The organism is Blastocatellia bacterium, from assembly GCA_035573895.1.
GTDB lineage: Bacteria > Acidobacteriota > Blastocatellia > HR10 > HR10 > DATLZR01.
Genome location: DATLZR010000009.1, coordinates 1 through 25,415, shown reverse-complemented (window position 1 = coordinate 25,415; position 25,415 = coordinate 1). Strand labels below are relative to the sequence as shown.

The 25,415-nt window shown below is 57.5% G+C and carries 22 protein-coding genes and 1 tRNA gene; 10 read left to right on the top strand and 13 right to left on the bottom strand.

Annotation, left to right across the window (positions count from 1 at the left end; translation table 11 throughout):
• The first annotated feature begins 113 nt into the window (after window positions 1-113).
• The 4 genes from VNM72_00815 (at window position 114) to mutL (ending at window position 5,704) form a co-directional block, all read left to right on the top strand.
• The gene (locus VNM72_00815) at window positions 114-629 is read left to right on the top strand and encodes a gamma carbonic anhydrase family protein (GenBank protein HXF03940.1); all 516 of its coding nucleotides are present in this window, start codon (window positions 114-116) and stop codon (window positions 627-629) included.
• A complete protein-coding gene (hisS, locus tag VNM72_00810; GenBank protein ID HXF03939.1) occupies window positions 626-1,918 on the top strand; it encodes a histidine--tRNA ligase in 1,293 nt (430 codons plus the stop codon). The genes VNM72_00815 and hisS overlap by 4 nt, the downstream gene beginning before the upstream one ends.
• Entirely contained in the window at window positions 1,915-3,708 is a 1,794-nt protein-coding gene (gene aspS, locus VNM72_00805) for an aspartate--tRNA ligase (protein HXF03938.1), read from the top strand. The genes hisS and aspS overlap by 4 nt, the downstream gene beginning before the upstream one ends.
• A gap of 82 nt (window positions 3,709-3,790) precedes the next feature.
• Complete coding sequence (mutL, locus tag VNM72_00800) at window positions 3,791-5,704, top strand: DNA mismatch repair endonuclease MutL (GenBank protein HXF03937.1); 1,914 nt, start codon at window positions 3,791-3,793, stop codon at window positions 5,702-5,704.
• On the opposite strand, the gene groL is transcribed toward mutL, so the two are convergent.
• From groL to hslV, 6 genes are all read right to left on the bottom strand, one after another.
• Entirely contained in the window at window positions 5,701-7,317 is a 1,617-nt protein-coding gene (gene groL, locus VNM72_00795) for a chaperonin GroEL (GenBank protein HXF03936.1), read from the bottom strand. The genes mutL and groL overlap by 4 nt on opposite strands.
• Window positions 7,318-7,335: 18 nt before the next feature.
• Window positions 7,336-7,638, bottom strand: a complete 303-nt coding sequence (gene groES / locus VNM72_00790) for a co-chaperone GroES (GenBank protein HXF03935.1) — start codon at window positions 7,636-7,638, stop codon at window positions 7,336-7,338.
• Between the two features lie 122 nt (window positions 7,639-7,760).
• Window positions 7,761-8,543, bottom strand: a complete 783-nt coding sequence (locus tag VNM72_00785; protein ID HXF03934.1) for a fumarylacetoacetate hydrolase family protein — start codon at window positions 8,541-8,543, stop codon at window positions 7,761-7,763.
• The gene (locus VNM72_00780; protein HXF03933.1) at window positions 8,540-9,622 is read right to left on the bottom strand and encodes a fibronectin type III domain-containing protein; all 1,083 of its coding nucleotides are present in this window, start codon (window positions 9,620-9,622) and stop codon (window positions 8,540-8,542) included. Before VNM72_00780 ends, VNM72_00785 begins: the two co-directional genes overlap by 4 nt.
• Window positions 9,623-9,812: 190 nt before the next feature.
• Window positions 9,813-11,267: an ATP-dependent protease ATPase subunit HslU gene (gene hslU / locus VNM72_00775; protein ID HXF03932.1), complete on the bottom strand. Its 1,455-nt coding sequence runs from the start codon at window positions 11,265-11,267 to the stop codon at window positions 9,813-9,815.
• Window positions 11,268-11,274: 7 nt separating this feature from the next.
• Window positions 11,275-11,823, bottom strand: coding sequence for an ATP-dependent protease subunit HslV (gene hslV, locus VNM72_00770; GenBank protein HXF03931.1), 549 nt, complete (start codon window positions 11,821-11,823; stop codon window positions 11,275-11,277).
• 183 nt (window positions 11,824-12,006) lie between these two features.
• Between hslV and VNM72_00765 the strand changes: the two genes are divergently transcribed.
• The 4 genes from VNM72_00765 to VNM72_00750 all read left to right on the top strand — a co-directional run bounded on the left by VNM72_00765 (window position 12,007) and on the right by VNM72_00750 (window position 15,258).
• Window positions 12,007-12,082, top strand: a tRNA-Asn gene (locus tag VNM72_00765).
• 227 nt (window positions 12,083-12,309) lie between these two features.
• A complete protein-coding gene (locus VNM72_00760; GenBank protein ID HXF03930.1) occupies window positions 12,310-12,741 on the top strand; it encodes an SCP2 sterol-binding domain-containing protein in 432 nt (143 codons plus the stop codon).
• 88 nt (window positions 12,742-12,829) lie between these two features.
• Window positions 12,830-13,873 carry a Holliday junction branch migration DNA helicase RuvB gene (gene ruvB / locus VNM72_00755; protein HXF03929.1) on the top strand — a complete coding sequence of 348 codons (1,044 nt, stop codon included), beginning with the start codon at window positions 12,830-12,832 and terminating at the stop codon, window positions 13,871-13,873.
• A 434-nt stretch (window positions 13,874-14,307) separates the two neighbouring features.
• Complete coding sequence (locus VNM72_00750) at window positions 14,308-15,258, top strand: hypothetical protein (protein HXF03928.1); 951 nt, start codon at window positions 14,308-14,310, stop codon at window positions 15,256-15,258.
• 110 nt (window positions 15,259-15,368) lie between these two features.
• Here VNM72_00750 and VNM72_00745 read toward each other — a convergent pair whose 3' ends face one another.
• Window positions 15,369-17,156: a UbiD family decarboxylase gene (locus tag VNM72_00745; protein HXF03927.1), complete on the bottom strand. Its 1,788-nt coding sequence runs from the start codon at window positions 17,154-17,156 to the stop codon at window positions 15,369-15,371.
• A gap of 124 nt (window positions 17,157-17,280) precedes the next feature.
• Window positions 17,281-17,556, bottom strand: coding sequence for a hypothetical protein (locus VNM72_00740; GenBank protein ID HXF03926.1), 276 nt, complete (start codon window positions 17,554-17,556; stop codon window positions 17,281-17,283).
• 884 nt (window positions 17,557-18,440) lie between these two features.
• Between VNM72_00740 and VNM72_00735 the strand changes: the two genes are divergently transcribed.
• On the top strand, window positions 18,441-18,923 hold the full coding sequence (locus VNM72_00735) for an adenosine-specific kinase (protein HXF03925.1): 483 nt from the start codon (window positions 18,441-18,443) through the stop codon (window positions 18,921-18,923).
• A 117-nt stretch (window positions 18,924-19,040) separates the two neighbouring features.
• On the opposite strand, the gene VNM72_00730 is transcribed toward VNM72_00735, so the two are convergent.
• From VNM72_00730 to uvrA, 5 genes are all read right to left on the bottom strand, one after another.
• A complete protein-coding gene (locus VNM72_00730; protein HXF03924.1) occupies window positions 19,041-19,286 on the bottom strand; it encodes a helix-turn-helix domain-containing protein in 246 nt (81 codons plus the stop codon).
• A complete protein-coding gene (locus VNM72_00725; protein HXF03923.1) occupies window positions 19,283-19,831 on the bottom strand; it encodes a CvpA family protein in 549 nt (182 codons plus the stop codon). The genes VNM72_00730 and VNM72_00725 overlap by 4 nt, the downstream gene beginning before the upstream one ends.
• Window positions 19,828-20,709: a phosphoribosylaminoimidazolesuccinocarboxamide synthase gene (locus tag VNM72_00720; protein HXF03922.1), complete on the bottom strand. Its 882-nt coding sequence runs from the start codon at window positions 20,707-20,709 to the stop codon at window positions 19,828-19,830. The genes VNM72_00725 and VNM72_00720 overlap by 4 nt, the downstream gene beginning before the upstream one ends.
• 20 nt (window positions 20,710-20,729) lie before the next feature.
• On the bottom strand, window positions 20,730-21,266 hold the full coding sequence (locus VNM72_00715; protein HXF03921.1) for a TlpA disulfide reductase family protein: 537 nt from the start codon (window positions 21,264-21,266) through the stop codon (window positions 20,730-20,732).
• Window positions 21,267-21,335: 69 nt separating this feature from the next.
• Complete coding sequence (gene uvrA, locus VNM72_00710) at window positions 21,336-24,152, bottom strand: excinuclease ABC subunit UvrA (GenBank protein ID HXF03920.1); 2,817 nt, start codon at window positions 24,150-24,152, stop codon at window positions 21,336-21,338.
• A gap of 262 nt (window positions 24,153-24,414) precedes the next feature.
• On the opposite strand from uvrA, the gene VNM72_00705 reads away from it, so the two are divergent.
• Window positions 24,415-25,362: a hypothetical protein gene (locus VNM72_00705; GenBank protein ID HXF03919.1), complete on the top strand. Its 948-nt coding sequence runs from the start codon at window positions 24,415-24,417 to the stop codon at window positions 25,360-25,362.
• Window positions 25,363-25,415 lie beyond the last annotated feature (53 nt).

Below are 25,415 nucleotides of genomic sequence, written 5' to 3'. Positions count from 1 at the left end.
GCGATGATCTGGTAACATCGCATCGCGACGACTTCTTGCCAGCCTCTCAGATGGTATGGTAGCTTTAGCCTCTTGCGCCTGAGGACGCGAGCGCGCTAGAGGTATTGTGTGGGATGATTCAGGAATTTGACGGAAAATTCCCGGTCATCGCCGATAGCGTCTTTATTGCGAAGAACGCCTCCGTCATTGGCGATGTGGAGATCGGCGAACACTCTTCGGTGTGGTTTCAGGCTGTCGTTCGTGGCGATGTCAACTATATTCGCGTGGGACGGTACACAAATATTCAGGACGGCTCGGTCGTTCACGTGGATCGAGAGACATCGCCTGCCCGCATCGGAGATTACGTAACGATCGGACATCGAGCCATCATTCATGGCTGCACGATTGGCGATCACTGCCTGATCGGGATGGGAGCGATAATTCTGAGCGACGCGGTCATTGGCGACTATTGCCTGGTGGCCGCGGGAGCGGTTGTTCGGGAGGGGCAGGTCATCCCTCCGCGCTCGGTTGTCGTAGGGGTTCCCGCCCGCATTCTGCGTGAAGTCACCCCCGATGAGATTCGTCGAATTGAAGAGGGGTGGCGCAATTACGTGGAGCTGAAGGATTTCTATCGGGGACAGGGGTTGTGATTCAAACCGTTCGAGGAACGTTCGACATTCTGCCGGAAGAGATTCCCCGCTGGCGGCGGGTCGAGGAAACTGCTCGTGAGATTTTTCGTCGGTACGGATTTCAGGAGATCCGCACACCGATCTTCGAGCGCACGGAATTGTTTGCTCGCAGCGTTGGTGAGGAGACGGATATTGTGGCCAAAGAGATGTACACCTTCACTGACCGAAGCGGCGACAGTATCAGCCTTCGACCCGAATCAACGGCCTCCGTCGTCCGTGCGTATATCGAACACCGAATGTGGCTCCAGGCCAATCCCGTCAAACTGTTCTACATCGGCCCACATTTCCGTTACGAGCGGCCGCAGAAGGGACGATTCCGTCAGTTCCATCAACTGGGTGCAGAAGTCATCGGGTCGAGCGACGATCCCGCCATTGACGCCGATGTGATCGAAATGCTGGACGAATACTTCGCGGCCCTCGGCATCAGAGAGAGGCAGCTCGCTTTGAATTCGGTCGGCTGCCGCGTGTGTCGGCCAGTCTATGTGGCGAAACTAAAAGCCGCGCTGGCGACTGTTGTTTCCCGGATGTGTGCGAACTGCCAGCGGCGGTATGAGACAAATCCCCTCCGGGTGCTCGATTGCAAGGTCGAGAGCGATCAGGAGGTGATCGAGGGCCTCCCGGCCATGCTCGATGATCTGTGCGAAGAGTGCAGTCGGCATTTCACCACCCTGCGGCGCCATCTCGATGCGCGACATATCGAGTACCATATTGCCCGTCGGCTTGTACGGGGCCTCGATTACTACACGCGAACTGCCTTTGAGGTCACCAGTGGACATTTGGGAGCACAAAATGCCATTGCCGGGGGCGGACGGTATGATGGCTTGTCGGAAATGCTCGGAGGGCCACCGGCGAAGGGGTTTGGCTTCGCCTGTGGGATCGAGCGAGTGCTCCTGGCGCTACCTGAGGAAACAGATACCGCCGACGATCAGCGGCCGGATCTCTACATCGCGGCGCTCGGCGAAGAAGCTCGCACGGTCATGTTCGCGCTGGCCCGTCGCCTGCGTCGAAGCGGAATCATCGTCGTCTACGACTATGAGGAGAAGAAGCTCAAGAGGCTCATGTCGCAGGCCAACCGGGTCAAGGCTCGATTCACCCTTCTCATCGGTGAGGATGAACTCGCTGGAGGCTTCTTCACGCTGCGTGACATGGTGACGGGAATGCAGGAGAGAGTCAGGGAACAAGACCTTCTTGCACGGGTGCAAGCCATCAAGTCGGCTGAGGTCAAGGAGAGGACAGGAGTCTCAGGATGACGCGTTCTGATCAGACGCTCGTGCGCACTCATACCTGTGGGGAACTCCGTCCGGCTCATGCCGGACAGCGGGTCGTGCTCATGGGCTGGGTGCATCGGCGGCGCGATCTTGGTCCATTGACCTTTCTCGATCTTCGAGACCGTTACGGCATCACCCAGATCGTGTTCGACCAGCAGCGGAACGAAACCGCCCATCGTCAGGCCAAGCAGCTTCGCAATGAATACGTTGTGGCCATCAAGGGAATGGTGGTTATGCGCTCGCCTGAGACGGTGAACTCAGCGATTGAAACGGGGGAGATCGAGGTCCTCGCCGAAGAGGTCATCGTGCTGAATCCGGCGAAAACGCCGCCCATCCCACTGGATGATGGCGGTCGGGTTCAGGTGGCCGAAGATTTGCGTCTGCGGTATCGCTATCTCGATCTGCGCCGAACGCGACTTCAGCGAAATCTCATCCTGCGCCATAAGGCGGCACTGGTTGTCCGTCGCTATCTCGACCGGCAGGGATTTCTGGAAATCGAAACTCCCATGCTGGTGAAGTCAACGCCTGAAGGAGCGCGCGACTTCATTGTTCCCAGTCGGCTGCATCGCGGCAAATTTTACGCCCTTCCGCAATCGCCCCAACTGTTCAAACAGTTACTGATGGTCGCCGGGTTTGATCGCTACTTTCAAATCGTTCGCTGCTTTCGCGATGAGGACCTTCGCGCCGACCGCCAGCCGGAATTCACGCAGATTGACATTGAAATGTCGTTTCCGACCGAGGACCTCCTCTTCGGAATCATTGAGCCGATGATGCAGGAACTTTCGGCGCTGGTGGGGCGAGAGGTCTCCTTGCCCTTTCCGCGTATCACCTATGCCGATGCGATGGAGCGGTACGGGACGGATAAGCCTGACATCCGCTTCGGCATGGAAATGATTGATCTGAGCGAGCAGTTTCGCGCGCTCGATTTTGCCCCGTTCCGGCAGATCCTCGATCAGGGCGGGGCCATTAAAGCGATTGCCGTTAGGGGCGGTGCCAAGTATTCGCGGAAACATTTGGACGAGTTCACCGAGTTCATTCGCCGACAGGGGCTCAGTGGCCTTGCCTGGATCAAGCTGGCTGATGGGGAACTGACCTCGTCGCTTCTGAAGGCCATCGGGCGATCACCGATTGAGGCACTGGTGGCGTGCTGTCGGGTCATGTCGGGTGATGCCGTCCTCATCGTGGGTGGACCCCGGGAGCAAACGAATGCGGCCCTGGGTGCGCTCCGGCTGGAAATCGCCCGCCAGGAAAAATGGCTCGATGGCTCGCGGTTCTGCTTCCTCTGGGTGACCGATTTCCCTCTTCTCCAATGGAATCAGGAAGAGCAGCGGTGGGACCCGGTTCATCATCCCTTTACCTCACCCCGCGAAGAGGACCTGGACAAGTTGGAGACCGATCCCGGCGCAGTCCGCGCACGAGCCTATGATCTCGTGCTCAACGGAGTGGAACTGGGAAGCGGTTCAATCCGAATTCATCGTCAGGATATTCAACGCGCGGTTTTCAAAGCGATCGGCCTCAGCGAGGAAGAAGCCCGGCAGAAATTCGGCTTTCTCCTCGATGCCTTTGAATACGGAGCCCCGCCGCATGGTGGGATCGCCCTCGGGTTTGATCGGCTGGTGATGCTGTTGGCCGGAGAGCAAACGATCCGCGAGGTCATCGCTTTTCCCAAGACAGCATCCGCATACGACCTCATGCTGGAGTCGCCAAGCGAAGTTTCAGATCGTCAACTCGCGGAACTGGGGATCTCGGTGATTCCGGAGGGCGATGACTGATGCTCCTCGCCCTGGCGGGATTCAGCGGATCGTTACTGACTCTACAAGGGGACGCGTTGGCTCCGGTACGAGAGGCCTAGTAATGGGCAAGATTCGCATCCTCCCCGACATCGTCGCCAGTAAGATTGCTGCGGGCGAGGTGGTGGAACGGCCCGCCTCGGTCGTCAAGGAACTCATTGAAAACGCAATTGATGCCGGCGCGCGTCGCATCACGGTGGAAGTTGAAGCGAGTGGAAAGAAGGTAATCCGTGTGGCTGACGACGGCGAGGGGATGACCCGCGACGATGCCTTGTTGGCCTTCGAGCGCCATTCGACGAGTAAGCTCGCGTCAGCCGATGATCTCAATCACATCGCCACGCTCGGCTTCCGGGGCGAGGCGCTTCCCTCAATCGCGTCGGTGTCAAAAATCCTGCTCCGGACGAAGACGGCAGCCGATGTGGCAGGAACGGAAATTGCCCTGGAAGGGGGGAAGATCAAATCGGTTCGGGAGTGCGCTTGGTCGGAGGGGACGGAGATTGACGTCCGAGACCTTTTCTTCAATGTCCCTGCCCGGCGGAAGTTCTTGCGATCGGATATGACCGAGCTGTTCCATATCACAAACGTGGTCACGCATTACGCCCTTGCCTATCCGCACCTGGCCTTCACGCTCAGACATGAAGGACGCCAGCTTCTCGACGTCTCCCCCGTTGGAAATGTGAGGGATCGGGCCTATCAGGTCTTCGGGGCCGACTTTCTCTCGACCCTCGTTGAGATTGACTACAACACCGACGCTGTTCGAGTGAAGGGATTTACCTCTCGGCCCACATCGGTGCGTACCACCCGTGAAGCGCAATACTTCTTTGTCAACGGACGGTACGTCAAGGATCGGCTCATCAGCAAATCTCTGGGGGAAGCGTACAGAACGATGATCCCCTCGGGGATGCATCCGGCAGCCATCCTTTTTGTTGAGGTCGCACCGGAGGATGTGGACGTCAATGTGCATCCGGCGAAGACCGAAGTCAGGTTTCGCCGTCCGACTTTAGTCGAGGCCGCGATTCGAGCAGCCGTAGAAAAAGCGCTAACCGAGAACAAGCCCATTCTTGAGGTCCGGCCGACAATGCAAAGACCTCTTGAGAGGCGAACCGGCAAACCAGAACCGGGTATTGAGATGCGCCATCTCACCGCTGAAGCGCTGCATCTTCAATCCCCCGTGGAGAAGTCCGTGAAGTCCCCCGCGCAGCCGTCGCTTCAACTTGGATTTGCCGAGCGAGCAAAAACCCCGCCCGCCCTTTCGCATTCACCGACAACGCCTCGCGGTCCCGAAACATCAGAGAGCGCTCCAACAGTCGGAGCTTCAGCATCGGCTGACATCCTGTCCCCCATCCATCCTGTTGGCGGGCGATCGCCTCGTTTCGAGGTTGCTCTCCCGAGTTCAACACCCCTGCCGATTCAACCGCTCGGTCAGCTGCGAGAGAGTTTCATTGTCGCCACGAGTCCCGAGGGACTGCTCCTCATTGATCAACATGCTGCCCATGAGCGGGTCCTGTTTGAACGGTTTCGCCGTCGCTTCCGTGAGCGGACGGTCGAAACACAGCCTCTCCTGCTACCCCGTGTGATCGAGTTGACGCCCGCCCAAGCGGCCACATTCGAGCATATTAAGGACGAGCTTGAAGCCATCGGCTGCGAGCTGGGTCAGCTATCAGGTCGGTCGCTCGTGATCAAGGCCTTGCCGACAGACGTACCACTCGAGCAGGCGGAAGCGCTCATCCGTGAGATTCTCGATGTGATCGAGGCGGAGAAGCGCACGCTCACCATTGAAGATATCCGCGATTGCATTGCTGCTCGGTTCGCCTGTCGTGCGGCCGTCAAAGTCAATGAACCTCTGACGGATGAAATGATGGTCTGGCTCGTTCAGGAACTCCTTTCCTGCGCCACTCCCTCTAACTGTCCGCACGGACGGCCAACGATCCTCAAACTCTCAATCCGAGAGATCGAGCGTCTTTTCCACCGATCCTAGAATTCGGCTCCGGGCATGCGTGGTTCGGCGGACTCTTCCTCTCGTATTTCTGAGACCAGGGCTTCCGTTGTAATGAGCAGCGAAGCAATCGAAGCCGCATTCTGAAGGGCAATCCGGCTCACTTTCGCCGGGTCCAGGATGCCGGCCTTCACCAGATCGCAGAACTCTTCGGTCTCCGCGTTGAAGCCAAAAGAATCGTTCTTTTCCTGGCGCACGCGCTCCACCACGACCGCGCCCTCGTGACCGGCGTTTTGTGCAATCTGCCGGAGGGGTTCTTCGAGGGCCCGTCGGACGATGCTCACCCCCGTTTGCTCATCAGGGTCATCGAGACGGAATTTTTCCAGTGCCCTGAGCGCCCGGAGGTAGACCACACCGCCGCCGGGGACTACGCCCTCTTCGACAGCCGCCCGCGTGGCATGCATAGCATCTTCGACGCGAGCTTTCTTCTCCTTCAGTTCCGTCTCTGTCGCCGCTCCCACTTTAATCACCGCCACCCCGCCGACGAGTTTGGCCAGTCGTTCCTGCAGCTTCTCCCGATCATAATCCGAGGTCGTCTCTTCGATTTGCACGCGGATTTGTTTCACGCGGGCTTGGATGTCGGAGGATTTCCCCGCCCCTTCAACGATGGTGGTTGTATCTTTATCCACGACGACCTTCTTGGCGCGTCCGAGGTCCTTGAGGGTGACGTTTTCCAGTTTGATGCCCAGCTCTTCGGCGATGACTCGCCCGCCCGTGAGAATGGCGATGTCTTCCAGCATGGCCTTTCGCCGATCGCCGAATCCGGGAGCTTTCACCGCGCAGGTCTGGAGCGATCCCCGCAAGCGATTTACTACCAGCGTCGCCAGCGCCTCCCCCTCGACATCTTCGGCGATGATCAGGAGCGGTTTCCCCTGCCGGGCCACCTGTTCCAGTAGCGGCAGGAGGTCCCGCACCGAGCTGATCTTTTTGTCGTGAAGGAGAATGTAGGCGTCCTGGAGCACGCACTCCATGCGTTCGGGATCTGTCACAAAGTAGGGCGAAAGAAATCCCCGGTCAAACTGCATGCCTTCAACGACATCCAGAGTCGTATCGAGCGTGCGGGATTCTTCAACGGTGATCACGCCGTCTTTGCCGACTTTATGCATGGCTTCTGCGATGAGGCTTCCAATTGTGCTGTCGCCATTGGCGGAAATTGTTCCAACGGCAGCGATGGCATCTCCCTTGACGGGTTTGGCCAGCGCCCGAATCTCTTCGACCACCCGCTCGACGGCTTTTTCGATCCCGCGTTTGAGAGCCATAGGGTTGGCCCCGGCGGCCACATTTTTCACGCCTTCGCGGAAAATCGCCTGGGCCAGCACCGTGGCCGTGGTTGTTCCATCACCGGCGATGTCGGATGTTTTCGAGGCTACCTCGCGCACCATCTGCGCGCCGAGATTCTCAAGAGGATCAGGCAGCTCGATCTCTTTGGCTACAGTTACTCCGTCCTTGGTAATCGTAGGTGAGCCGAATTTCTTCTCCAAGACAACGTTGCGCCCTTTAGGGCCGAGAGTGATCTTGACGGCATCGGCGAGCTTGTTCACTCCCCGAAGAATTGCCTGACGTGACTGTTCTCCATGAACAATCTGTTTGGCCATGTTCTCCGTCCCCTTTCCTCACTTTTTCCTGGAAATAATCCCCAGAACGTCGCCTTCCCGCATGATGAGGTATTTCTCGTCGTCGAGTTCAACCTCCGTTCCCGCGTACTTCTCGAACAGCACGCAATCGCCAACCTTCACCTCCACCGGCACCCGACGGCCATCGTCCAGCAGACGCCCGGGTCCAACGGCAATGACTTCACCTTCCTGGGGCCTCTCTTTGGCCGTGTCGGGAATAATGATCCCGCCCCGAATCTCCTCGGGAGCTTCGAGGGGCTTGACGATAATGCGATCATGAAGCGGTCGTAATCGTCCTCCCATCTCTCCTCCTCATGCCCGAATCAGTGCCACAAACAAGTGGCCAATACTACCGACTGTCAACCCCTCTGTCAACCGTGAGAATTGACCGGCATTTTGTCACAGACGCCGCATAATCCATGGCCTCATCTAGCCCAGCCATGGACGACGGGATTTTTCAACGCGCCAATCCCTTGGATTTCGACAACGACCGTGTCCCCTGCCTGGAGTGGGCCAACGCCCGCCGGTGTGCCGGTGAGAATCACGTCTCCGGGATAGAGCGTCATTATGTTCGAAATGTACCGAACCAGAAACGCTACCGAGAAAACCATGTCGCGGGTGGTCGCCCGCTGTTTCACCTGATCATTGACGCGCGTCTCCAGTCGGAGATCATCGGGAGAAAGCTCCGTTTCGATCACCGGGCCGAGCGGAAGGAACGTATCGAATCCTTTGGCTCTCGTGTATTGCACATCTTTCCTCTGGAGGTCACGGGCCGTCACATCATTTGCGCAGGTATACCCGAAAACGAAACTGAGTGGATTATCCTCCAAAGTCAGGCGCGACGCCCGCGAGCCCATGACCACGGCCAGTTCTCCTTCGTAGTCCACTCGTTCGGATACCGGCGGTAGATGGATCGCCTCATCGGGTCCGATGATCGCGCTCGGTGGCTTGAGGAAGAGAAGCGGTTCGGACGGAACGCGATTCCCCAGCTCCTCAGCATGAGCGCGATAGTTCTGGCCCACGGCCACGATTTTCGTCGGCTCGCACGGAGCGAGGAGTTGAACCTCTGGGAGTGGGATCTCTCGAGGTTCTCCCCAGCGGAGTGCTCCGTAGGGGGTGACGACGTCGAGCGGTCGAACGACATCTCCCTCAATGACACCGTAACAGGGTTTGTCCTTCAACAATGAACGAAAGCGACAGAATCTCATCGAACGTCCCTCCATGAGAGATGATCGCCATGCCTGTCCCAATTTCCCCGCCGATCATTGACGTGGCGTCCGGCCCGTACCTGGATCGAACGTTTCCTGAACTTTTCCTCCAAGTGCAGACAAGACGAAGCCTCCGGCACAACCTCCTGCGACACGGTGACCGAGGGGCGACTCTCGTTACCGGCACGGTCAACAGCCGTCACCCGATAGTAGTACCTCCGACCCGGTTCAACTCGGTCATCTCGAAAGGTCGTCAGCACATGGAGTGAAGGATTGATCTTTCGCCAGGCGGCCTCGGATTCCGAGAGTGAATCAGCGCGGTAGATGTTATAACCGGCGATGTCGGACTCGCTATTTGGGGTCCAGAAGAGACTGACGAGGCCGTTAGCCGATGCCACCGTCAACCCTTCGGGCGGATCAGGGGGGAAGACATCCCGGGGCGTGATGGTGACAACGACCGAATCAGTGCTCTCTCGAAGATCGTTGGCTGCTACCGAGGCGACACTCCGAACCATGAACTCGTATTCTGTGCCGTAGTCGAAGGAGCGATCGGTAAACTCCGTCCCTGCGACCGGCGATGCTCCGTTCAGCGGGCCGGTGAAAGGCAACTCTCCCCGTCGTCTGCGGTAGACGTTGTAGCCGACGACGCGGGCGGGACGGGATCCGTCAAGATTCTCCTCCGGTGGCATCCAGGTGATGATGAGCACATCCTGTGCGGCGTCGCGCGCCTGAACATCTCGCGGGGGGAGGGGAAGCTGTGGCGTGGCCTCAATGACCACGATGCTGGAGAGAGGTCCGGGCCGCCCCCGATCACCCACCCACCGGGCGGCGTAAAGGTATCGCGCTGACAAATTCGTCAGAGGACCATCCTCAAAAAGGATCCGCTCGCCGGTCCCTGCCTGTTCGATCTCATCCCAGGAAAGAGAACCCGCCACCTGAGCGCGTTCGAGGAAGGACTCTTCGTCAAGCTGAAGCATGTCGGTGCGCGATTCGATCACCCGAAGAACATCAAGTCGCATCGCTCGAGAATTCACCGTAGGAGAGGAAGGCACTTCCGGGCGAGCAACGGAGATGATCATTCGGTCGCCTCGCTGGATAACGGAGATTGTCTCCGGCCGTGGCAGCTGTCGTCGAATGGGTGGCAGGGGAGCACCCACTCGTCCGCAGGATACGACCATCCCCAGGATGGTAACGACGACGATCCAAAAAGGGGAAGATTGTGACTGGCTCCACGACCGGTCCTGACAGGCACGCCCGTCCACCGCCGTCTCACAGGATGTAGCGACTGAGATCCTGGTTCTGCACGATTCCCGCCAGCTTCGCCCTGACGTACTCGGCGTCAATGTAATGATGCTTCTCCTTCAGGTCAGGAGCCTCAAAGGAGATGTCTTCGAGCAGTTTCTCCATGATCGTGTGGAGCCGCCGCGCACCGATATTTTCCGTCTGCTCGTTGACAGCGAAAGCGAATCGGGCGATGGCATCAATGGCATCTTCGGAGAACTCGATGATCACGTCTTCGGTGGCCAGCAATGCCGTATATTGCTTGATGAGCGAATTTTTCGGCTCGGTCAAGATGCGCTTGAAGTCATCCACCGTGAGCGGGTCGAGTTCCACACGAATGGGGAACCGTCCCTGGAGTTCGGGGATAAGGTCGGAGGGCTTAGCGACGTGAAAGGCGCCGGCGGCAATGAAGAGAATGTGATCGGTCCGAACCATTCCGTACCGGGTGCTGACCGTTGTGCCTTCAATGATAGGCAACAGGTCCCGTTGCACCCCTTCCCGCGAGACATCCGGCCCGTGACCCGATTCGCGCCCGGCGATTTTGTCAATCTCATCGAGGAAAATAATGCCGGATTGTTCCACGCGCTCGACGGCGATCCGGGCTACCTGCTCCATGTCAATGAGTTTTTGCTCCTCCTCTTGAAGGAGATAATCGAGGGCCTCATCCACGCGCATCTTGCGCTTTTTGGTGCGAGCGGGGCCGAACAATCCCGGCATCAGGTCCTGAACGGCAATATCCATCTCCTCGATTCCCTGATTGGTGATGATCTCGAAGCGGCCGGGGAAGAGCTTCTCTCGAACTTCGATCTCAACGATGCGGCTGTCGAGCTTGCCCTGACGCAGAAGTTGACGCAATTTTTCTCGCGTGCGCTGAACCGTCTCGTAGTCATTGATCTCTTCCAGCGAGGTCGTGGAGGAAGGCTCCTCATCTTCGTCCGTGAGAACGGCCGACAGGGGATTGCGTCGGGATTTGCGCCGCCTCCCCGGCGAGGGAAGGAGGTAGTCGAGGAGTCGTTCCTCGGCATTCTGTTCGGCTTTCTCGGCAACTTCCTGCATCTTTTCTGCCCGCACCATGTCAACAGCGACCTCCACCAGGTCGCGCACCATGGATTCGACATCGCGGCCGACGTATCCGACCTCGGTGAACTTCGAGGCTTCAACCTTGAGGAAAGGAGAATTCGAGAGCCGGGCGAGTCGTCGGGCGATCTCCGTTTTTCCAACCCCCGTCGGGCCGATCATGAGAATGTTCTTGGGCATAACTTCCTGGGCCATATCGGGGGGGAGTTTTTGCCGTCGGATGCGATTGCGCAGGGCAATGGCCACTGCTCGTTTGGCGGCCGTTTGCCCGACGACATATTTGTCCAGTTCCGCGACAATTTGTCGCGGCGTCAGCTCATCGAGCTTGGGGACAATTTCCGTCTCACCGGAGAGGTAAATCACCATAAGCGTCTCACAACTCTTCGATGTGGAATTTATCGTTTGTGTAGATGCAAATCTGGCTGGCCAGCGTCATCGCCTCCTGGACGATTTCACGGGCCGACAGTTCCGTGTGCTTCATCAGTGCGCGGGCCGCGGCCAGGGCATACGGTGCGCCCGAACCAATAGCAGCAATCCCATCATCCGGTTCGATGATCTCCCCGCTGCCGGAAATGATTAAAGATTGGTTGGCATCGGCCACGATCAACAATGCCTCCAGGTACCGAAGGAATTTTTCCGTGCGCCAATCGCGGGCCAGTTCGACGGCGGCGCGCCCGAGATTTCCCCGATATTCTTCCAGCTTGCTCTCGAATCGCTGAAAAAGGGCAAAGGCATCGGCCGTTGCCCCGGCAAACCCAGCGAGAATGCGATCGTTGTACAGACGGCGCACCTTGCGGGCCGTGTGTTTCATAATAGTGTCGTGGAACGTCACCTGACCGTCACTGGCCATTACCACGCGCCCGAAGCGTCGGACGCACAGCACGGTTGTCCCATGGAAATCTGATGTCTCCCTTCCTGTCATCAACACGTAAGGACTATAAGAGCCGTTCCGGGAAAAGTCAAGAAATCGTCAGCCGGTCGGTCGGATCGAGTGCGTCAGGGGGGAAACGCGGGCGGGACATATACCGTGCTCCCCGTCGTCGTTGCGATGTTGACAAGTGACGACGACTTTTGCTAACTTCTTGCCCGTCGCACAAAGCGATGCTCCTCAGTAGCTCAATCGGCAGAGCGGCCGGCTGTTAACCGGCGGGTTGGAGGTTCGAGTCCTCCCTGAGGAGCCAGACACAATCGTGAGCGGACGTACCAGAACTCGGACGATCTCTCTTCCCAGCCCAAGAGTGCAGCACTCCTGCGGTAGTCCCCCACAAATTTCTCTCATGCCGTTCCCCTCATCTATGGCGAGGGTCCGCTTGACTGCTCGTGGGTGTTTTATTTCGGAAGAGGAGAAGGGTATTGGGGGCTTCCGCGTAACCGACCGAAAGCGATCCTGAAGGAAGGAGAAGCGAGAATGGCCTACCGTTTTCCGAGCGAGGAATGGATAGAGCAATTTAAAAACCAGATTAATGCCAGCGAGGAGTACCGCCAGTCGGCAGCTCAGTGGGAGGCCGGCCCGGTGTGTTTCGTCATCAATGCGGACGAGCGGCTGGGTCTCCCGAGGAAGTATTATCTCTGGCTCGATCTCCATCGTGGGGAATGCCGGCAGGCGCGACCTGTCACGGCGGAGGAGGCCGAGAAAGCGTCCTTTCTCATTTCGGCCGATTATGATCGGTGGAAGGAGTTGTTAACTGGCGGCCTCGATGGCGTGCAGGCTTTAATGATGGGCAAAATCAAGATCCGTGGTGATCTCATGACGTTAATGCGTTTCACCAAAGCGGCGAATGACCTTATCAGCTGCGCCGCTCGCGTACCGACAAAGTTCCTTGATGAGGATGAACCATAGAGAGCGGACCTCGCCGTTCGGCCCGGCCCTTCTTTTCCGGCACCCTTGGTGAGGATCGGCGACCGAATGTGCTACAATTGCCACGCTTATGAAGGATCGGCGGTTGTTAACGAGCGGCATCCCGACGGATGAAGATCGTCAGTACGACGTTACGCTGCGGCCGCGTTGGCTCAAGGACTACGTCGGGCAGAAAAAGATCACGGAGAATCTCTCCGTCTATATTCAGGCAGCCCGGGCCCGGGGCCAGGCTCTGGATCACGTTATCCTGCACGGTCCGCCTGGGACCGGGAAGACCACATTGGCTTACATTATCGCCAATGAGCTGGGTGTGGACATAAAGTCCACATCGGGCCCTGTCATTGAACGGTCGGGTGACCTCGCGGCGCTTTTGACCAATCTGCAGGAGCGGGATGTCTTGTTCATTGATGAGATTCATCGTCTTAATCCCGCCGTCGAGGAAATCCTCTATCCGGCGATGGAGGCCTATCAACTGGATATCATCATCGGTCAGGGGCCAGCAGCCCGGTCCATCAAAATAGATCTCCCACCCTTCACCCTGATCGGAGCGACGACCCGAAAGGGCCTATTGAGTGCTCCTCTGCGAGGACGGTTCGGCATTGATCTTCACCTGGATTTTTATCTCCCGGAAGAATTGCAGATCATCGTAGAGCGATCCGCTCGTATCCTTCAGATCGAGATCGAAGCCGACGGAGCCCGCGAGATTGCTCGGCGGGCCCGTGGCACGCCTCGGATCGCCAACCGACTCCTGCGCCGCGTCCGCGATTTCGCCGAAGTTCACGGCGAAGGTCGCATCACCCGCGCCATCGCCGATTACGCCCTCAACCGGATGGAGGTAGACAGGTATGGCCTGGATGAAATTGACCGTAAGATTCTGCTGACCATCATCGAGAAATTCGGTGGAGGACCGGTCGGGTTGGGAACGATTTCCGCTGCCATCAGCGAGGAGAAAGACGCCATTGAGGAGATCTACGAACCTTATCTCATCCAGATCGGGTTCCTCAGCCGCACACCCCGCGGTCGCGTTGCCACGGAGGCAGCCTATAAGCATCTGGGCTTTGACCTTCGGGGGCGACGCCTCTCGGTCGCCGGAGAGGGCCTGTTTGACCTCTAGAGGTACAAGTGATTTACACCGGGAGCGCATGTTTCTACCGTGCCTCTGCCCACAAGGATGCGGGCGCTCACGGGGTGCGGGACGACTGAAAGTCGCTACAACGAAAGGATGTCCTGCGCGGGATTCTTTCATGGGGCAACGTCTTGGCCTGGTCTTTTCGTAAAAATAGGTATGGCAACGGGGGGCCTGAAGTGCCCATCAAAGCTTATGGTTATGCGAAAGCTCGGGAGACGCTACGGCGATAAGATTTTTCCCGACCCCTTTTCGTCTGCTGATTTCTGGGGTAAACTTGCGTCGTGCTCGGCTTGCGCTGGTGAAGTGAGTCATGCAACCGTAATGACCGTGATCAATGGTGAGACACATGCGCTAGCCCAAGCGTGACGGAGGATGTGATGATCTTCGTGGTCGGACTTTGATGAGGAGGATGATTAATTATGGCGCGAAAAACATTGGACGAACTTCTTCTCGGCAAGCCAATGCCATCAGAGGGTGAGACGAGTGACCGGCCCGTCACGACCTCCCCGGCTCGCTCGATCTCTCGGTTCCCGTCAGCGCTTGTGATCGCGGGCGTTGCTGTTCTGGTTGTGCTCGCTCTGTTGCTCTATGTGGTCTATGATTTGAAGGCAGCGGTGCGGGACCTGCGGGCTGAGTTGGATCGGCGCAACAAAGATATTGAACTGGCTTTCAAGCGACTGGATGATGCCGATAATCGGTATGCCAACCTCAAAGCCCAGCTTGAAGTCACCAGCCAGCATATCGGGATCACTGAACGCGAGCTGGATCGGGCGCGCCTTCTCGCTGCCCAGATCAAGCGGGAGCAGGAGCAGAAGGTTCAAGAACTTATGGCAGAGCTTGCCCGCAAGGCCGAAGCCGCACAGGTCGCTGCTTTGCAAGAAGAGCACAACAAGAAGATCGGTGCCCTGGCTGGCGACATCACCACGGTGAAAGGCGATGTAATAACCACTCGTGAGGAGGTCGAAAAGACAAAGCAAGAGCTGAGTGGAGTTCAATTGAAATTGAGCGAATATGGCACGCTCATCGCCCGGAACCGTGAAGAGCTGGCAGAACTCCGACGGCGAGGCGAGCGGGATTACTTCGAGTTCGACATCAGCAAAAAGAGTGGATTTCAGCAGGTCGCCGATATTCGGATTGCGGTGAGCAAGACCGATGTGAAGAAGAAAAAATTCAACGTTGTCCTCTACGTGGGGGATTTCAAGGTTGAGAAGAAGGATCGCACGATCAACGAGCCCATTCAGTTCCGAGCCGAGAAGGGAACAGCTCCGTACGAGCTGGTGGTCAATGACGTTCAGAAAGACCGAATCATCGGCTATCTGGCTGTTCCCAAGGATCGGGCAGCCAATCTCAAGCCTGCTATTACTCGATAAACGGAAGTGAGGAATGGCATCTCGAGACTGGGGGCGGGGAATGTTCCTCTCGCCACCCGGTCTCCGTCACGATCACTCTCTAGCAGTATCGTAGTTGTCAGATCACCGCGTCAGGACATGTCCCTGACTTCCGGGCCGAAATATTCACCCCACCGTCGGTCAACCCGCCGCTGAATCTCAGGGTCCATTTCCAGCGGCTGGGGATAGCCTTCTTTCCACGTCGCGTCAATGGCCAAGCGGCCTCGGTAAAGGGGTCGCGCCCCCACAAGCCGCATCTCCTCAGCCAACATGTCGCGTGCCGGGTCGAATCGGGTGAAAATTCCCCAGATGAGGTTCTCGTCGTCTTGCACTTTTACATCGGGGCTCACCGCCACGATGAATTTCACCGGACCAAGCTCGGGCCAGCGCAGCAGATCGGCAAGGACCTGGCGTGCGTCCCGGGCAATAACGACGACGAGAAATCCCCCTTCAAGCAGCCGGTAGTCCACAATGCGAGAGTCAAATCGGCGAGGGTCAACGATCTCGCGCGGGGGCTCGGCGCTCATAATCCGCTCGCCCGTCGCATCGAGAATGAGTTTGCTCCCCGTGTGCATGGTGAACGAGGTGAAGTCGAGAGTATCAAGGGGCGCGGTTGGGATCAGGAGCATCCGCTCCGCCGGATCGAACCGCCACCAGAGTTCCCGCAGGAGATGATCAAACCGGCGACAATTGACCTCCTCCCTTACCAGCACCATCACCTTCGTCAGAGAGAGCTGACCCACGCCGAGAAGGCCAAAGGCTGTTTTCAAAACTTCCTTCGGATGACGTTCGGCCACGGCGACGCCGAGCAGATTGTGAAAGCCCGCTTCATAAAACGCCCAGAGATCGCGCACATTGGGCTGAATGAGCTTGATGAGTGGTCCAACGAGCAACCCGGCTGCCTCTCCGATGTATTTATCCTCCTGCGGGGGCTTCCCCACAACCGATGCCGGGTATATGGCCTTGCGCCGCCGGGTCACTCGGCGGAGGTGAAAGACGGGGAAATCCGCCGCCTCGGAGTAATGTCCGAAATGATCGCCAAAGGGCCCTTCCCGCCGTCGCTCGAAGGGGGGGACGTGCCCTTCAAGAATGAACTCCGCGTTTGCCGGTACAAGAAGCGGGCTCGTCTGAGCCTTCACCAACGAGGGCCGCCGACCGGAGAGCAAACCCGCGAAGGTAATTTCATCCACATCTTCAGGCAGAGGGAGCACCGAGGCGAGCATGAGCACAGGATCGCCGCCTAATACCACGGCCACATCAAGCGGCACTCCCTGTTGTTCGGCGGCGAAGTAATGACCTCGCCCGCCCTTCATGGATTGCCAGTGCATACCCGTTGTTCGCTCATCATAGATGTGCAGCCGATAGAGCCCCAGGTTGCGGCGGCGCGTGTGCGGATGCTCCGTAAGCACCATGCCGAAAGTAATGAACCGACCGCCATCGCCCGGCCAGCACTGCAAGACGGGCAATCTGGTTAAATCGGGCTCTTCGCTCACCTCCTGTACAGGAGCTTGGCGAACAATTCGCGGACGCATGGCAAGAGCCCGAATTAAAAACTCACGTGAATGCCAGAGAGTCGAAAGCGATGGTGGATTCAGGCGGTCTATCGTCTTAACAATCGCTTCCCCAATCGCTTCAGGGTGATTCCCCAGCGCTTCCTCGATCCGGCGATGCGAGCCGAAAAGGTTAATGAGAAGGGGAAAGTCAGCCCCTCGCGGGCGCTCGAACAAAAGAGCAGGACCCTCTTGTTTCACCACCCGCTGAACGATCTCGGACACTTCCAGTACGGGATCAACTTCAACCCGAATCCGCCGCAACTCTCCCTTCTTCTCCAGATGGTTGATGAATTGGTGGAGATCATCAAATCGAGTTCGGGGATTCATAGGCATCACAGGCAGCGGACCTAGATTTTTTGGGACTTGCACAGCTTCGCTTCATCCGGGAGCGTTGGTGAAGCTTTTGACGTTCGGCTGCGAGCAAACACAGGGACACGTTCCTCTTCCTTTGTTAAAGGAAAACAACAGTTTGAAGGCTGGGAATGTCAAAACGCCGACGGCATCGTTCGTTCCGACAGGTGAGGACGTCATCCACCCGAACCATATGATCGCGAGCTTTTTGAAATTTCTGCCGATCCTCCTCGCCTGCCCAGGAGGGAAGCGACTTCTTTTTCGTCCGTCGGATCCAGCGAATCCGGTAGTCAGCTTTTACACGACAGTGCGGGCATTCATAGGCAGCAATCTTAACCTCCTCGCGTTCGCAATAAAACTCTCGTTCGTCCATCATAGTTCCATCCCGTTATAACCCCACGGACTTGCCACGTGGTCCTGGCCCCCACCGCCTACTCCCTGAGAGCGATCGGGCTTTCCTCCACCATCGCTCCGTTGTGGGTGCGAATTCCTCTTCAGTCATCTTCCCCGACGATTGGTTCCGGCATCCGATCCTTGATGCCGGCGACCACATCGGTGAGCCGCTTGTTAACCTAGGCCAGGTCGGCTGTTTGTCGGGGCGTGGCGTTCAGCCCCAGCAACGAGTGCTATCTGCTCCTGCGCCCAACTTAGTCTTTCTTCGGTGCGATCGTGAGCCACCGTCAGAACGACAGGCTGCTCCTCAACACGACCCATTCGTTTTTCCCTCCCGCGATGTATCTCAGCCGTTTCTCTGGCACCTTCCACCAGATCAACCAATCCATCCCTCATAAGCCAGCGTCGCAGTTCTGCCCTGCACTTCGGGTAGTCCGCAAGAAGCCTGACTAGATCTATGTAATCGTGCACTTCAAAAGCCGCTCCGCATTCTCACATGTCAGTTTTTAATGGCGGACTCCCTGCCTGACATTATCCAAGTCACCATAAAACGACCGATAGTCTAGAGCATTTTCCCGGTTTTATAAACCCCACCGAGCGGGGATTCAGCGCGGACTGCTTCACGTGGCTGGCCCGGACAGCTTATTCTGCGATCACCTATCGGACACTCTCCGATAGGCTGGAGGTGGAAGCGTCGCTTGACGCAGAAGGGAAAGTCTGCGTTAGATTTTGTGGGAATGCTCATGAACTATCCGCAGCCATACATGGCAACAGGAGCATTTCGATTGACGGCAGATGTGCACCAAAATCATCGGTCAAGGTGCGCGTCTGCATCCATGCCTGAAGCCTTAAATGAGAGGAGGCAAAATGGAACTGATAAGCGTGACGTTAGAAATTCCATCGGGCTGCAACATCATTGTAGGACACGCTCATTTCATCAAGACGGTGGAGGACCTTTACGAGATCATGGTGACGACGTCACCGCAGGTTAAGTTCGGGATCGCGTTTTGCGAGGCATCGGGACCCTGCCTCATACGAACCGAGGGCAACGATGAGGAATTGCGGGCGGTAGCCGTCAAGAATGCGCTTGCACTCAGCGCCGGTCACACGTTTGTCGTCCTGCTGCGCGAAGCCTATCCCATCAACTTCCTCAATGCGATCAAAGCCTGCCAGGAGGTCTGTACGATTCACTGTGCCACGGCAAATCCCGTCCAGGTGATCGTTGCGGAAACGGATCAGGGTCGGGGCATTCTCGGCGTCATTGATGGATTTGCCTCGAAGGGGGTCGAAACGGAAGCAGACCGGGATTCGCGGAAAGCTCTTTTACGGAAATTTGGCTACAAGCTCTAATGAAGCGGGCAAAAGGTGAAAGTAGACGGCGTCCGTTCCACAAGGCTGGTAAGGAAACCGTCAGAGGCGCTGGCGAGGGATACGAGCGTAGCGAGCGCTAAGAGATGAGTTCTTCGGTTATGAGAGTCTGTCGTCGGCGGTACTCATCCCCGGAGAAGTGCGGAAGCGGGCGCGATAGGCTTTCAGGCGCGAGCGCAAAGTATTGCGGTGGATGCCCAATTCGCGGGCCGTGCGAGAGATGTTGCCCCGATGGCGCTCCATCACTTTAACAATGAACATCATCTCGAACTCGCGGACGGCATCCTCGAAACGAATTCCCCGCTCGACCATTTCGTCAACAAGACGTTCGAGTGATTCTCTCATGCCCGCGCATCCTTTCTCTGGGTGGAGGGATGAGTCGGTTCCTTACCCGGCACGGACTCTTTGGGGTGAAGCGTCTGACGCAGTTCATCCGTGATGAGCTGGCTGAGCAGAGCTACTCCTCGCTCCAGATAAGGTTTGGTGATTGAGGGATGGATGATTTCGGTCTTGAGGGGGAAAGCCAGCAGGGCCAGATAGGCGACGGAACAGGCGACCCACCCTCGCGCCAGTCCGAAGGCCGCGCCGCCGAGGGAATCAAGCCATCCAAGGCGTGCCTTCTCCAGGGTCCGTCGCAGCAAGCGTGAAACAACGAAGGCGACCACCAGAACAGCAAGGTAAATGGTCAGGAAGGCCGTCAGGTTGGCCACGAGATCGGTTTCAAACGCCGGTCGCACAACACCAGCCAGCCGGGGGTAGTGCGAAGCCGCCACGACGATCCCTCCCAAGGCGGCTGCCGTCGTCAGCGTACTTCGCAGCAACCCTCGGGCAAATCCGATGAGCGTCGAAATTGCCATGATGAAAAGAATCGCAATGTCGGTTACGCTCATACCGTCAACTCTTCGCCCGTGAGGATGCGGTATGCCATCAGGTACTTCGAAGAGGTTTTCTCAACAATCTCATCGGGAAGCGGGGGAGCTGGAGGTTCTTTGTTCCATCCAATGGTCTCCAGATAATCGCGCACGTACTGTTTATCGAAAGACGGTTGGGGGATTCCCGGGCGATAGTCAGCCACGGCCCAGAATCGCGACGAATCCGGCGTGAGGGCTTCGTCAATCCAGATGATCTGTCCATCCCGCACGCCGAACTCGAATTTGGTATCACAGAGGATGATACCACGCTCGAGGGCGTGAGCAGCCGCCTGACTGTAGATGGTCAGGCTCAGGTGCTTGAGTTTCTGGGTCAGTTCCGAACCGATCCGACGGGCCATCTCCGCTTCGCTAATGTTGAGGTCATGGCCCTCTTCGGCCTTAGTTGCCGGGGTGAAGATGGGTTCCGGGAGTTTCGCCGATTCCATCAAACCGGGCGGGAGCTTCACACCACAGACGGAGCCCGACTCTCTGTATTCCTTCCAGCCGGACCCTGCCAGATAACCCCGCACGACGCACTCGATGGGAACAACCTCAGTGCGCCACACGATCATGCTCCTTTGCCAGAGCACATCCCGGTAGGGTTTCAGACGCTCGTCCACCTCCCAGGGAACGGTTGTGATCAGGTGGTTAGGCACGAGCGATTGCATTTTCTGGAACCAGAAGCGGGAGAGCTGGGTCAGGACCTTCCCTTTGTGAGGAATTCCCGTCGGTAGTACGACATCGAAGGCGGAAATTCGGTCGGTGGCGACAATCAGCAACCGATCATCTCCAATGGCATAAATATCCCTCACCTTTCCCCGCCGGAGGAGCGGCAGAACGGGGATGTGCGTCTCCATAACAGCGGATGCGTTATTCGTCACGGTTGGATCCTCTTCAGCAGCGAGTCTATGGTCGTACTGAGATCCCTCAGGAAGGCTTCCCGGCCATCGAACCCCAGATGCGGTTGGCCGACGAGCTTGCCCTCTCGGTCGAAGATGAGCAACGCGGGAACGCCGTCTACTTTGTGTTCGACGAGCAATCCGGCCTCAGGGTCCCGCAAGACAGGAACGCGGAAGCCGAAGCGGGGAGCTTTTTCCTTCAGTTCCTGGCGTAGCTTTTCATCGGACATCTCCGTGTCGTCAATGCTCACCCAGTAGAAGGCGACCGGATGATTTTTGTATTTTTCCGCCAGTTCCTCTAAAACGGGGAGTTCTTCCCAACAAGGCGGACACCAGGTTGCGCCAAAGGAGAGAACAACGATCTTACCTTTGAGCGCGCTCAGGTCAACTCGACTTCCGTCAAGTGCCGTGAACACGTGATCCGACTTTTTCGATTGATCCATCCGGCTGACGATGAAGCCAGCGCCACCAGCGATAAGACCGACGATCAGCAAAGCAAATGCGCTTTTCATCATGATGTTCCTCGTCGTAAAAGTCGGGCTGAGTCTAGCACATCTGGCACCCCGGCGGGAAGTCCCCGGACGTCACAAGCCGAGTACGCGAGCGAGATACCGCCCCGTGTGGGAATGTGGTACTCGGGCAATATGTTCCGGAGGACCTTCGGCGACGAGCGATCCTCCTCTCTCTCCTCCTTCCGGTCCCAGATCAATGATCCAATCGGCTGACTTGATGACCTCCAGGTTGTGTTCGATGACCAGAAGCGAGGCTCCCGCCGCCAGGAGGCGACGAAAGGCGCCGAGCAACTTATTGATGTCGTCGAAGTGTAGCCCAATGGTGGGTTCGTCGAAAATGTATAGAGTTCTCTCGCTTTCCCCTCTGGCCAGATACGCCGCCAGTTTCACCCGTTGGGCTTCGCCTCCGGAAAGAGTGGTGGCCGACTGGCCCAATCTCAGGTATCCCAGACCTATTTCCTCGAGGACAGCGAGTTTCTTCTGAATCCTCGGGCAATCGGCGAAAAATTGCATGGCTTCGTGCACCGTCATGTTGAGAACATCGTGGATGGTTTTCCCTTTGTATTTGACGTCGAGGACAAAAGGTTTGAACCGGGTGCCCTTGCATTCATCACAGACAAGTTCAATGTCGGCGAGAAACTGCATTTCCACCGTAACCGTCCCTTTCCCCTCGCAGGCATCGCAGCGGCCTCCGCCCATGTTGAAAGAGAAATGACCCGGTGTTAGACCCCGACTTCGAGCCTCGCGGGTGGAGGCGAAAAGATCACGAATCCCATCGTAAAACTTAACGTAGGTAGCCGGATTTGACCGTGGCGTGCGTCCGATGGGCGATTGATCCACGAGGATGATCTCTTTGAGGTGTTCTCCTCCCGAGATGGACGTGACGGCTCCGGCAGGTTGATCCCACTGGCCCCGTTGCTTCATCAGATTGGCATAGAGGACATCATAAACGAGCGTTGATTTCCCGGATCCCGATACGCCGGTCACGCAAACGAAAAGTCCGAGCGGGATAGCGACATCGAGCGACTTGAGATTGTTGGCCCTCGCCCCTCGGATGATCAGTTTCTTGTCTCCGGGAGGCCGACGATATCGGGGCACGGGGATTGTCATTTCACCTCGAAGATACTTTGCGGTGAGTGAGGTGGGCGACCGAACCAGTTCCTCCACAGGTCCCTGAAACACAACGTCGCCGCCAAATTCTCCCGCACCGGGGCCGAGATCAATGACGTGATCGGCGGCGAGAATCATCTCCGGATCATGTTCGACTACGACAACGGTGTTGCCGATATCTCGGAGATTTTTCAAAATGGCGATGAGTTTGTCGGTGTCGCGGGGATGGAGCCCGATGCTGGGTTCGTCCAGGATATAAAGTGTGCCCACGAGCGACGATCCGAGATTGGTGGCGAGCTGAATGCGTTGGGCTTCCCCTCCGGACAAAGTGGAAGAGAGACGGTCCAGCGTGAGATAATCCAGTCCCACGCCGATGAGAAATCGCAACCGCTCGGTAATCTCCCAGCGAAGGCGCTCGCTGACCGTCCGTTCGTAGTCCGTGAGCGAGAGTTGCTCGAAAAAGCGAGCGCACTGGGCGATGGTCATGGCGCACACTTCCGGCAGGGATTTTCCGCCCAGGCGAACGGCATGGGCTTCCGGCCGCAGGCGCGAGCCCTGACAGGTCGGGCAGGTGTTATAGCCCCGGTATTTGCTGAGGAAGACGCGCACGTGGACTTTGTATTTTTTCGTCTCCAGCCAGTCGAAGAAACCGCGAACTCCTCCGAAACGCCCTTTCCCTTCGATGACCCATCGTTGATGGAGGGGCGATAACTCCTCGAAGGGGACATCCACAGGGATTCCGTTGCGCTCGCAGAACTCGATCAGCTCGTCCTGCGCCCAGGCGAACTGGGCCTTCGTCCACGGTTCAATCGCGCCGTCTCTCAGGGAGAGACGACGATTGGGAATGACGAGATCGAGATCGAGCGTGATCGTGTTGCCGAATCCCTGACAGGTGGGGCAGGCTCCATAGGCGCTGTTAAAACTGAAGAGTTGTGGGTCAGGTGAGGGATAGGAGCGACCGCACTGCGAGCAGGAGAGAGAGTCCGAGTACCGCCGACGCTGCGGGGGATCATCGAGGATTACGATTTCGGCCTGCCCACCGCCTTCGCGATAGCAGACTTCGAGAGAATCTACCAATCGAGAACGGATGGTGGGGTGAACGGTGAGACGGTCAACGAGGACGCTCACCCTATGGAGAGTCTCGACGGGAAGACGCTCCACGCCGGTGAGATCGTAGATCTGATTCTCCACATAAAATCGAGTGAAACCTCGCTGCATGAGCGATAGCAGTTGGGCCTGAATCGCACGCACGGTCGGCTCACCGGTGCTCGACCGCGACGTCCCCCGACCGTCGCCCGAAGACGGCGGCAGAGGGAAGAGGACGTAAAACCTCGTGCCCGTCGGAAGGCGAAGGACTTCATCGGCGATGGACTCCGGCGTGTCCCGAGTGACCTCAACTCCGCAGGTGAGACAATACGTTCTCCCGATCCGCGAAAAGAGAAGTCGCAGGTAGTCGTAGATCTCCGTCTGCGTGGCCACCGTTGACCGGGGATTTCGCGTGAGTGGCTTTTGTTGAATCGCAATTGCCGGACAAAGACCGGTGATCTCATCCACATCGGGTTTGCTCATCCGTTCGAGGAATTGGCGAGCATAGGCCGAAAGGGACTCGACGTAACGCCGCTGTCCTTCGGCATAGAGAGTATCAAAGGCCAAGCTCGACTTGCCGGAGCCCGACACGCCGGTGATCACCGTGAGACTCCTGAGCGGAATCTCACAGGTGATGTTCTTCAAATTGTGTACTCGCGCGCCCCGGACTCGTATGACGTCTTTCGAACTCATGATCGTAACGGCCAAGTATACGGCAGGCACCAAGCGACCATCAATTGACCGCGCATGAGTCGCGTGGGCGACAGGCGTTCTCCCTCGTCGAATCCGAATCAAAAGAGGAATGAAGCCAGCCGAAATTTAATTAGTCGGCAAGGCGCGGGCCACCGCCTCATCCTGTGATAAAATGGTTGCGGGAACCGTGATCGGCGCTTGATCGTAGATCAGGTCGAGATTTGTTCATCGGTATCGGCTTCGCAACGAGGAGGATGACACAATGGCGACTAAAAAGATCGAGGAGTGGAAGAAAGCATTGAGCGAGACCGCCCGGGAGCTGGATGAAAAATTTCGCCTCCGGGAAAAGGTCGAGCAGGCCGGCGAGATGGCCAGTGATGTGGCCCGCAAAGCCGGTACCGTGATCATGACCGGAATCGAGCACGCCCGCCAGGAGTATGAGCGGCTCGATGCTGAACGTCGGATCAGCGAAACGGTCAAAGCGACGGCGAGCAAAGTGGAGGAGGTCCTCAAGACCGGCAGTCAGGTAGCCGGAGAGAAAGCCGAGGAAGTCAAGCGAGAAATTGAAAAGCACTATCGGCGGTGGGAGAGCTTTTCCGAGTGGATGGAGGAAGCCGGTCGGACAACCGAGTCCGTTCGAGCCGCGGTGAATCGAGCCCGAACGTGGGCCTCGAGCAATCCGGGAAAAGTCGTGGCTGTGACAGTCTCCGTCATCACCGGAGTTCGGGCGGCAACGGCATTCGCCCGTCTGGACGCAACCTTGCTCGGCCTGACGGCGGGGCAGCACTGGTTCTTCCATAGCGCCCTGGCTCCCTACGCTTTGCGCAGGCTCACGGAGAAGTATGTTGACTACCTGAAGGAGCAAGAACGACTCCTGGCCGAGGGGCGGCTGTCAGATGTTGAGAAAACCCGATGTGAGTTTCAACGAAACGTCGTGAAGTATGTTGGTGCGCCGCTGCTTGGCGTCTTCAGCGTGACCCTGGGAGGGACGCTCATTGCCGAAAGTCTGAATCCCTCACGAATCGTGGGAATGCCCATTGATCTGATCCTCGGCGGGAATCCCGTCCTGAGCAGTATCTGGCTGTTTGCCAACGGACTCATGTGCATTCACAACGGGTACAAGTTCTTCCTGATCGCCCTGGCGGATGCCGAGGAGGTTCATCGCGTCGCACGCCAGATCAAGGGATTGCTTCCCGCTCCGGCTGAGTAAGTCTATGCACAGGGATGCTGCGGGGGAGGGCTAATCGCGGAAACGGCGGGCCG

What these genes read in the sequence shown, in the direction of transcription:
- VNM72_00705 (HXF03919.1), top strand. Translation starts at nt 24,415, where the DNA reads ATGGCGACTAAAAAGATCGAGGAGTGGAAGAAAGCATTGAGCGAGACC.
- aspS (HXF03938.1), top strand. Translation starts at nt 1,915, where the DNA reads ATGACGCGTTCTGATCAGACGCTCGTGCGCACTCATACCTGTGGGGAA.
- VNM72_00730 (HXF03924.1), bottom strand. Translation starts at nt 19,286, where the DNA reads ATGAGAGAATCACTCGAACGTCTTGTTGACGAAATGGTCGAGCGGGGA.
- hslU (HXF03932.1), bottom strand. Translation starts at nt 11,267, where the DNA reads ATGGTGATTTACCTCTCCGGTGAGACGGAAATTGTCCCCAAGCTCGAT.
- VNM72_00780 (HXF03933.1), bottom strand. Translation starts at nt 9,622, where the DNA reads ATGATCATCTCCGTTGCTCGCCCGGAAGTGCCTTCCTCTCCTACGGTG.
- VNM72_00735 (HXF03925.1), top strand. Translation starts at nt 18,441, where the DNA reads ATGGAACTGATAAGCGTGACGTTAGAAATTCCATCGGGCTGCAACATC.
- VNM72_00740 (HXF03926.1), bottom strand. Translation starts at nt 17,556, where the DNA reads ATGATGGACGAACGAGAGTTTTATTGCGAACGCGAGGAGGTTAAGATT.
- VNM72_00715 (HXF03921.1), bottom strand. Translation starts at nt 21,266, where the DNA reads ATGATGAAAAGCGCATTTGCTTTGCTGATCGTCGGTCTTATCGCTGGT.
- VNM72_00750 (HXF03928.1), top strand. Translation starts at nt 14,308, where the DNA reads ATGGCGCGAAAAACATTGGACGAACTTCTTCTCGGCAAGCCAATGCCA.
- uvrA (HXF03920.1), bottom strand. Translation starts at nt 24,152, where the DNA reads ATGAGTTCGAAAGACGTCATACGAGTCCGGGGCGCGCGAGTACACAAT.
- VNM72_00725 (HXF03923.1), bottom strand. Translation starts at nt 19,831, where the DNA reads ATGAGCGTAACCGACATTGCGATTCTTTTCATCATGGCAATTTCGACG.
- VNM72_00785 (HXF03934.1), bottom strand. Translation starts at nt 8,543, where the DNA reads ATGAGATTCTGTCGCTTTCGTTCATTGTTGAAGGACAAACCCTGTTAC.
- VNM72_00815 (HXF03940.1), top strand. Translation starts at nt 114, where the DNA reads ATGATTCAGGAATTTGACGGAAAATTCCCGGTCATCGCCGATAGCGTC.
- VNM72_00720 (HXF03922.1), bottom strand. Translation starts at nt 20,709, where the DNA reads ATGGAGACGCACATCCCCGTTCTGCCGCTCCTCCGGCGGGGAAAGGTG.
- groL (HXF03936.1), bottom strand. Translation starts at nt 7,317, where the DNA reads ATGGCCAAACAGATTGTTCATGGAGAACAGTCACGTCAGGCAATTCTT.
- mutL (HXF03937.1), top strand. Translation starts at nt 3,791, where the DNA reads ATGGGCAAGATTCGCATCCTCCCCGACATCGTCGCCAGTAAGATTGCT.
- VNM72_00760 (HXF03930.1), top strand. Translation starts at nt 12,310, where the DNA reads ATGGCCTACCGTTTTCCGAGCGAGGAATGGATAGAGCAATTTAAAAAC.
- ruvB (HXF03929.1), top strand. Translation starts at nt 12,830, where the DNA reads ATGAAGGATCGGCGGTTGTTAACGAGCGGCATCCCGACGGATGAAGAT.
- VNM72_00745 (HXF03927.1), bottom strand. Translation starts at nt 17,156, where the DNA reads ATGAATCCCCGAACTCGATTTGATGATCTCCACCAATTCATCAACCAT.
- hslV (HXF03931.1), bottom strand. Translation starts at nt 11,823, where the DNA reads ATGACAGGAAGGGAGACATCAGATTTCCATGGGACAACCGTGCTGTGC.
- groES (HXF03935.1), bottom strand. Translation starts at nt 7,638, where the DNA reads ATGGGAGGACGATTACGACCGCTTCATGATCGCATTATCGTCAAGCCC.